Here is a 7,345-nt window from a genome sequence, read left to right on the forward strand (position 1 = left end):
ACTTCTTTTTCTACTGTCACCGTTTTTTCAACCACTGTATGCTGCTTGCTGCGCAGCAATTTCCCGTCCTTGGCACTGACCAGATTCTCATAGGCTGTCTGGCCATGGGAAAAGCTGATGTGGTAGGTGTCTTTCTCACGAACCACCTGAAGATCGGCAATGTCTTTCTCAGACAGGGACAGTTCCTTTAAAAGGGCTGCCACTGCTGCTTGCTGGCTGACGTCGGAGCTCGAGCCTTTCTGCGAAGCCGGCAGAGAGGCTGCCGTCTGGCTGCTCCTGTCCTCCAAGGCAAACACGGACCCCGACAGGAGCAATAGAAAAGCAGCAGCCAAGGCCAGAAAGGCTGACAGGAATTTCCGGGGCAGACGATTGTCCATGATACCGACAATGCGGCGCTTCAGATTGAACTTATTCGAATAAAAGCAGGTCGTCAGGGCCAGCGGACTCTTTCTGCTGCGGTTAATCATGGTCAGAATGGTTTCCCCATAGAAGGTACGGTAATCGCTGTCCTTGCTGAACAGCACATCATGGTCGCAGTACATCTCTCCTGCTTCCTGACTTTCCTTACAGGCAAAAGCGATAATAGGATTAAACCAATACAGGCTCTTCACAGCCAGTCCCAGCAGATTGACCCAGACATCCCGGTGCCGGTAGTGGGTCAGCTCGTGCTTGAAAATCAGGCTGAGCTCTTCCTCGGTATAGTCCAGCTCCGGCAGGACAATAACTGCTTTTTTCAGACCGACCAGCAAGGGACTGTGGGCCATAGGATAATGAAGCAGGCCGATGCTGCCCTTCATCCTCATATCCTGCTGGACAGCCTGCAGCTGCTCCAGCATATCGGCATCTGTCACGGGCTCCCCCCAGCGTTTCAGCAGCTTTTGAAAGCGGATATAAGAGTAGGCATATTTGCCCAAGCTAAAGAGAAAGCCCAGCAGCCAGAGGGCAAAGAATATCTCAAACCACGGCAGGGCCAAAAACTGCTCTAAAAGGCCGGACTGACTGGCTGTTTGAGCGCTCTGGACGGCAGGCTGGGCCGCTCCCGAACTGCTGACAGCTGTCTGACGGATCGGCTCCGGACTGAAGCGGATCAGCCCCAGACCAAACTGAGGCCGGAAGGGAATCAGCAGGCTGGCAAGGACCAAAGACCAAGTGAAATACTGTGTCCTGATCGAAATCCGGCTCTTAAAAACCGCAAAAGTCAGACTCAGCAGCAGAATGATAAAGGAGGTAGCAAAACTAGTCAGCAGGAAAGAGAATAGCAAATCTTTCATATCCAACCCCCAATCTTTAGCTTTCCTTGTTTAAAAGACTGCGCAGTTCATCTAGTTCATGTTCCGAAAGGGAATTGGAAGAGAAAAGCGTCTTGACCAGACCGCCCATGGAATGGCCGCTGCAGCGTTTCAGAAAGTCTGACGTCTCGACCTCTAAATATTCCTCCTCAGAAATCAAGGCAGTATACTGGCGCTCGCGGCCCTTGCGGACACTTTCCAAGAAGCCCTTTTCTGTCAAACGGGCCAAAACCGTCAGCAGAGTCTGCGGTTTCCAGTGATTGCTTTGGCCCAGCTTGGCCATAATCTGCGCAGAGGTTGTCGGAGCCGGCAGCTGCCAGATGGTTTTCAAAATAGCAAACTCGCCGTCCGGTAAACGTTTGATTGATTTATTCATATTTCAGTGTACTTTCTATAGACTGCTTCTTCTTTTATTCTACACTTGTCTAATGAAAAAGTCAACCATTATGCTAGGAAGTTGGCGGCGGCTGGGCGATTCTCAAAAAAGACCAGACAGTTGATTCCGCAAAAATAAAAAGCGGGAAAGCACCTTTCCTCCGCTCTTTTAGAAAAATAGACTGATCAAGGTCAGGATAGCCAGACCGCCCTGCTTGAGCAAGATTTTGGGATCACTGGTCACAGCGCCATAGCCTGCCACCAAAATGATGTAGACCATCAAAATCCCCAGCCAAACGGAGCTCGGCTGGATAAAGACCGCAATCAGCACCAAGATTCCGATTAAACCATTGTACACTCCCTGATTCTTAAAAAGAGTATTGAGCGACTGTTGCTGCAGCTCCTCCTGGGACATGCCGAAAACCCGTGAAGTAGCGGCTGAGCTGGTCGCAAAAGTTTCCAGATACAGGATGTAGAAAAATTCCAAGGCAACCATGGTCGCCAAAATCATTGTAAAAATAGACATTCTGTCTTCCTCCTAAAATAAACAATGGAATCAGTATAGCATAGTTCGGCTTCTTCGTCGAAACATCTGCTTGAGAAATAGACACCGCGTCCAGAAATGTCCTTTCATAAGGAAGGCAATTTTTCAAAGTCAGTTCCACCGCTGCCGCTAGCGGAAGTTAAGCTGCTAAAAACGCATAAAAGCAGCGAAAATCCGTCTCAGACTAAGTTCCGCTGCTCTTGATTTTGCCTGCCAGAAGCGGGTTTTTCTCCGCCGTTCTCCAAAAAAAGAGCACAAAAGGCTCCTCATCTGAAAGCCTTTCGGATCACATTCCGCTCTGCTGGAAGTTAGTGTGAGACGTCTCCCGCCATAAAAACCATTTCAGCTAAGACCAGCTCAGAGAGCAAAGCGGAACTTACTTTGAAAAGTTACGCCGTCATATGGAACAGCTGCATACCGTAGCAAAAACCAGCATTTCTCACACAGATATGATACAATGCTTAGTGGAAAAGTGAGGTATATCATGTTAACATACGATTTAATAGTCATTGGTTTCGGCAAAGCCGGAAAAACTCTGGCAGCTAAAATGGCAGCCCAAGGCAAGAAAACAGCGCTGATTGAGCAGAGCAAGGCCATGTATGGCGGCACCTGCATCAATATCGCCTGCATTCCGACCAAGACCCTGCTCGTCGCTGCTGAAAAAGGCCTGCCTTTCGATCAGGTACTGGCTCAGAAAGATGCTGTCACCAGCCGTCTCAATGCTAAAAACTATGCCGCAGTAAGCGGAGCCGGAGTTGAAGTCATCGACGCCCAAGCGCACTTTGTCTCTAATAAAGTGATTGAAATCCAAGCAGGCAGCGAGACAGAGCAGCTGACCGCAGAGACCATTGTCATCAATACCGGCGCAGTTTCTAATATCCTGCCAATCCCGGGCCTGACGACAGCCAAACACGTCTATGACTCCACTGGTATTCAGAATTTGGACAGGCTGCCTGAGCGGCTGGGCATTCTGGGCGGTGGCAATATCGGTCTGGAATTTGCCGGACTCTACAATAAACTGGGCAGCAAGGTCACCGTGCTGGATGCCGGCTCTGTCTTTCTCCCGCGGGCAGAGCCCTCTATCGCCGCTCTTGCCAAACAGTATATGGAAGAGGACGGCATTGACATCCTGCAGAATATCCACACGCAGGAAGTGAAAAATGACGGCGAGGAAGTGCTGGTCCTGACAGAAGGGGAAACTTTCCGCTTTGATGCCCTGCTCTATGCGACCGGCCGCAAGCCAAACATCGAGCCTCTGCAGCTGGAAAATACAGATATTGCAGTGACCGAACGCGGCGCTGTCAAGGTAGACCAGCATCTGCAGACTTCCGTTCCCGGCGTCTTTGCTGTCGGAGATGTCAACGGCGGGCCGCAGTTTACCTATATTTCTCTGGACGACTTCCGTATTGTCTACAGCTATCTGGCAGGGGACGGCAGCTATACGCTCGCGGATCGCCAGCATGTGCCAACCAGTATGTTTATCAGTCCGACTTTGGCACAAATCGGTCTGACAGAAGCCCAAGCCAAGGAGCAGGGACTGCCTGTTGCGACGAAAGAAATTCCGGTTGCAGCTATGCCGCGCGGCCATGTCAATGACGACCTGCGCGGAGCCTTCAAAGCCATCGTCAATACGGAGACCAAGGAAATCATCGGGGCGACCATCTTCTCCCAAGGCGCTCAGGAAATCATCAACATCATCACAGTAGCCATGGACAACAAGATCCCTTATACTTATTTCACCAAGCAGATCTTTACCCATCCGACTCTGGCGGAAAATCTCAATGATTTGTTTGCTATTTAATCCGAAAGCTCCTGCGGGGGCTTTTTATTTTTGACTACATTTTAAACTCATTTTATGGTACAATAATGCTAGTTTATTTTAAAGAGATTGAGGAAGATTATGTCTGAACTGTACGATATTACCATTGTCGGCGGCGGGCCTGTGGGGCTCTTTGCCGCTTTTTATGCCCACCTGCGCCAAGCCAAGGTCAAGTTGATTGATTCCCTGCCCCAGCTTGGAGGGCAGCCGGCCATTCTCTATCCGGAAAAGAAAATCCTGGATGTCCCGGGCTTTCCCAATCTGACCGGAGAAGAGCTGACCCAGCGGCTGATAGAGCAGCTGGACAGCTTCCAGACAGACATCTGCCTGAATGAGACGGTCCTGGAGATTGTCAAGGAAGAGGGGAATTTTCGCATCACCACTTCTAAAGCCCAGCACCTCAGCAAGACCATCATCATTGCCATGGGCGGCGGTGCCTTTAAGCCGCGTGCTCTGGAGCTGGACGGCGCTGAGCACTACAGCAACCTTCACTATCATGTATCCAACATCCATCAGTATGCCGGCCAAGAAGTCGTCGTGCTGGGCGGCGGCGATTCAGCCGTTGACTGGGCGCTGGCTTTTGAGAAGATTGCCAAGACCAGCCTGATTCATCGGCGGGACAATTTCCGGGCCTTGGAACACAGCGTTGAGGAACTCAAGGCTTCCACTGCCGTTATCAAAACGCCTTTTGTGCCGAGCAGGCTCATCGGCGAGGGCGACCGCATTACTCAGCTGGAAATCACCCGGGTCAAGGGAGAGGAAAGCCAGCTGCTGCCGGTCGATCAGCTCTTTGTCAACTATGGTTTTAAGTCTTCTGTCGGCAATCTGAAAAACTGGGGTCTGGAGCTCCAGCGCCATAAAATTATAGTCAACAGCAAGCAGGAAACTTCCCTGCCCGGCATCTATGCAGCCGGCGACTGCTGCTTCTACGAAGGCAAGGTGGATCTGATTGCGACCGGTCTGGGCGAGGCGCCGACAGCGGTCAACAATGCTATCAACTCTATCTATCCTGAACGGAAAGTCCAGCCAAAACATTCGACCAGTTTATAAAAGATGGACTAAATGACAATAAAGCTGCTGAGCATCATGTACTCAGCAGCTTTTATGATGGATTCAAAACTTGGAACTGTAAACTCTGAAAGACTATAATTCATCCGCAATTTTATTGATTTTCCGCAGGCGGTGGTTGACCCCGCTCTTGGTCAGGGGCTTGGTCAGGCTGTCAGCCAGCTGCTGAATGGAATAATCCGGGTGGCTGATCCGCAGCTGGGCCACTTCTTGCAGGTCCAGCGGCAGCTGCTCAATCCCGATGCTTTCATTGATTTTGATGATATTATTGATGGTCTTCATGCTGGCTGTAACGGTACGGGCAATGTTGGCAGTCTCGGCGTTAGTGGCCCGGTTGAGGTCATTGCGGGCCTCGCGCAGCAGCTTGACGGACTCAAATTCCTTCATGGCCTCCATGGCCCCAATGACGATGAGAAAATCCATGATATCCTCTGCCCGCTGCAGATAGGTCACCACCCCTTTTTTGCGCTCAATGGTCTTGGCATCCAGCAAAAAACGACGCATGAGCGCAGCCAAATCTTCGGCATGGTCCAGGTAAACCGACAGGATTTCCAGCTGGTACTTGCCCGATTCCGGCTCCCGCATACTGCCATTGGCAAGAAATGCCCCCCGCAGATAGGACCGGCTGGCTTCATCATCTGACAAAATAGCCTGATCAATTCCGGCCTCAATACCGAAAAAGGCATCTGCCAGATGCAGATCAGCCAGTATCTCCTCCACTCCCCGATCCAGAAAAACAGTGTAGACACGGTTCTTGCGCAGGTTGGTCTTTTGGTGGTGGCGAATATCTGACTTGGCCTGATACAGAGCCAGCAGCAGCTCATAGATATGCCGGGCGATTTTAGCATTTTCTGTCGTGAGCGACAGGGTCAAACCTTGTCCGGTCAGACCCAGACTGCCCGACATTTTGATGATAGCTGCCAGCTCATTCTTGTCCCGGCTGACCAGACTGAGCAGTTCTTCCTTGACTTTGACTGTAAAGCTCATTTGCGCACCTGTATAATCTGCATCAGCTCATCAACAACCAGCTCCCCGTCATGAAAAGCTCCGCCATTTTCCAAACGAAGGAAATTGGAGGAAATAACCCGCGGAACCTGCTCCTGAAGCCCTTGAAAATCATGGTCTACCTGTACCAGGTATTCGTCAAATTTATTGCTGTTCATATAGTCGTGGGGGACATTCTCGATATTGACCAGCACTGTATCAATGAACTTCCGGCCCAAGTGGCGGTGCAGCACCTCCACATGGTCGCTGTCTGAGAAATGCTCTGTTTCGCCGCGCTGGGTCATGATATTGCAGACATAGGCCACTTCTGCCTTGGTCTCCAGCAGCGCCTGACCGATTTCTTCAATCATCAGATTGGGCAGAATGGAGGTAAACAGAGAGCCTGGCCCCAGCACTACCATATCGCTGTCTAAAATCGCCTGAACCACCCGGCGGCTGGCAACCGGCTTTTCTTCATCATAGGTATTGGTCACATAGACCCGCTCGATCATGCCTGCATGGTCGGCGATGCGGCTTTCGCCTGCCACCTGACTGCCGTCTGCAAAGACCGCATGCAGGGTCAGCGGATTGTCACTGGAGGGATAGATTTTCCCGGTCGTATGGAAAAACTTGGTCAAGAGCTGCATGGCATTGTAGGTCGAACCCTGCATCTCTGAAATACCGGCAATGATGAGATTGCCCAAGGGATGACCGGCCAGAGCGCCGTCTTCATCGGCAAAGCGGTACTGGAAAACCTTCTCATAAAACTTGGGCATGTCCGACAGGGCCACCAGCACATTGCGCAAATCCCCCGGAGGAGTCAGCTGCTGAATGTTCTTGCGCAGCTCGCCTGAACTGCCGCCGTCATCTGCTACCGTTACAATCGCTGTAATATCTGCCTCTTTTTTGCGCAGGCTGTTCAAAATGACCGAAATCCCTGTTCCCCCGCCGATCACCGCAATTCTTGGCTTTCTCATGAGCGGTTCACCGTTTCCTTTCGGCGGTTTTTGTCCCGATGGCTGGCATTGACCGGCCAAGCCTTGGCCAAATCATCCGCCAATCGCTGGGCAAAGGCTACTGAGCGGTGCTGACCGCCCGTACAGCCAACCGCAATAGTCAGGACAGACTTGCCTTCCTTTTGATAACCCGGCAGAATCGGCTCAATCAGCCCCAGCAGGTGCTTGTAAAACTCCTCTGACTCCGCATGGTTCATGACATAATCAAAGACATCCTGATCCAGGCCTGTCTGATTGCGCAGCTCTGGCT

General features: G+C 51.2%; 8 protein-coding genes. 2 read left to right on the plus strand and 6 right to left on the minus strand.

Annotated elements, in window-relative coordinates; translation table 11 throughout:
- The 3 genes from STRDD11_RS07755 to STRDD11_RS07765 form a co-directional block, all read right to left on the minus strand.
- Window positions 1-1,271, minus strand: a 1,271-nt coding sequence (locus STRDD11_RS07755; protein WP_164828450.1) for a M56 family metallopeptidase, incomplete at its 3' end; no start/stop codon positions are given.
- Window positions 1,272-1,287: 16 nt separating this feature from the next.
- Window positions 1,288-1,665 (minus strand): BlaI/MecI/CopY family transcriptional regulator, encoded by a 378-nt coding sequence (locus tag STRDD11_RS07760; RefSeq protein ID WP_128836855.1) that lies wholly within the window; start codon window positions 1,663-1,665, stop codon window positions 1,288-1,290.
- A 168-nt stretch (window positions 1,666-1,833) separates the two neighbouring features.
- Window positions 1,834-2,190 (minus strand): DUF1304 domain-containing protein, encoded by a 357-nt coding sequence (locus STRDD11_RS07765; RefSeq protein ID WP_128836856.1) that lies wholly within the window; start codon window positions 2,188-2,190, stop codon window positions 1,834-1,836.
- 502 nt (window positions 2,191-2,692) lie between these two features.
- Between STRDD11_RS07765 and STRDD11_RS07770 the strand changes: the two genes are divergently transcribed.
- Window positions 2,693-4,009 carry an FAD-containing oxidoreductase gene (locus STRDD11_RS07770; RefSeq protein ID WP_128836857.1) on the plus strand — a complete coding sequence of 439 codons (1,317 nt, stop codon included), beginning with the start codon at window positions 2,693-2,695 and terminating at the stop codon, window positions 4,007-4,009.
- Window positions 4,010-4,108: 99 nt separating this feature from the next.
- Window positions 4,109-5,077, plus strand: coding sequence for an NAD(P)/FAD-dependent oxidoreductase (locus STRDD11_RS07775; protein ID WP_128836858.1), 969 nt, complete (start codon window positions 4,109-4,111; stop codon window positions 5,075-5,077).
- 93 nt (window positions 5,078-5,170) lie between these two features.
- Here STRDD11_RS07775 and whiA read toward each other — a convergent pair whose 3' ends face one another.
- From whiA to STRDD11_RS14400, 3 genes are all read right to left on the minus strand, one after another.
- Complete coding sequence (gene whiA / locus STRDD11_RS07780) at window positions 5,171-6,082, minus strand: DNA-binding protein WhiA (RefSeq protein ID WP_128836859.1); 912 nt, start codon at window positions 6,080-6,082, stop codon at window positions 5,171-5,173.
- Window positions 6,079-7,056, minus strand: a complete 978-nt coding sequence (locus tag STRDD11_RS07785; protein WP_128836860.1) for a YvcK family protein — start codon at window positions 7,054-7,056, stop codon at window positions 6,079-6,081. The genes whiA and STRDD11_RS07785 overlap by 4 nt, the downstream gene beginning before the upstream one ends.
- On the minus strand, window positions 7,053-7,345 hold a 293-nt coding region (locus STRDD11_RS14400), incomplete at its 5' end, for a RapZ C-terminal domain-containing protein (protein WP_277592769.1). The genes STRDD11_RS07785 and STRDD11_RS14400, both read right to left, overlap by 4 nt.

Source organism: Streptococcus sp. DD11 (assembly GCF_001578865.1).
Classification (GTDB): domain Bacteria; phylum Bacillota; class Bacilli; order Lactobacillales; family Streptococcaceae; genus Streptococcus; species Streptococcus panodentis.